Source organism: Vibrio sp. OPT46 (genome assembly GCF_015163535.1).
Taxonomy (GTDB): domain Bacteria; phylum Pseudomonadota; class Gammaproteobacteria; order Enterobacterales; family Vibrionaceae; genus Vibrio; species Vibrio alginolyticus.
Window position 1 is genome coordinate 78437 of sequence record NZ_JADDYG010000372.1, and the last position, 468, is coordinate 78904.

Annotated in this window: 1 protein-coding gene; it reads right to left on the reverse strand. The window is 38.5% G+C overall.

Translation table 11 applies throughout. The features are described 5' to 3' along the window. The coding region (locus tag IQR33_RS17485) for a sodium/glutamate symporter (RefSeq protein WP_416222683.1) at positions 1–107 on the reverse strand (107 nt) is incomplete at its 3' end. Between the last annotated feature and the right edge of the window lie 361 nt (positions 108–468).

Genomic DNA, 468 nt, shown 5'->3' on the forward strand with positions numbered 1-468 from the left:
ATCGTGATGACGCAAGCGACCACTAGACCACCAACAATTGGCTCTGGAATATTAAATTTTTTTAAGGTTGGTAACTTGGTATTGATGAACTGCCCTAAAAACAACACGCAAATTGCGACGAGGAACGACTCCTGTGGGCCGATAGATATTACCTGATTCATGAGACCTCTTTACTCTACTCTTTCTCATTCATTGAGCACGCGCTCAACGTGAGATAGGTGCCTAAGCCAGTCAGATTGCCTCTCGAAACTTTTGTTTTCTAGGCCTCTTTGACCATCAATTCTCATCAAGTAAGAAATAGGCAGACCTAAAATTATGCTAATTATCATTCAGTGAGAATATTCATTTAGAACAGGTGATAAGTGTATTAATGGGAAGAGAAAAACAACACTTCTCAACTTATGAGAAGCAATTAATTTCCATATAAAACAAAACCTCAAAACAACGACCACATAGGTGGATATTTAG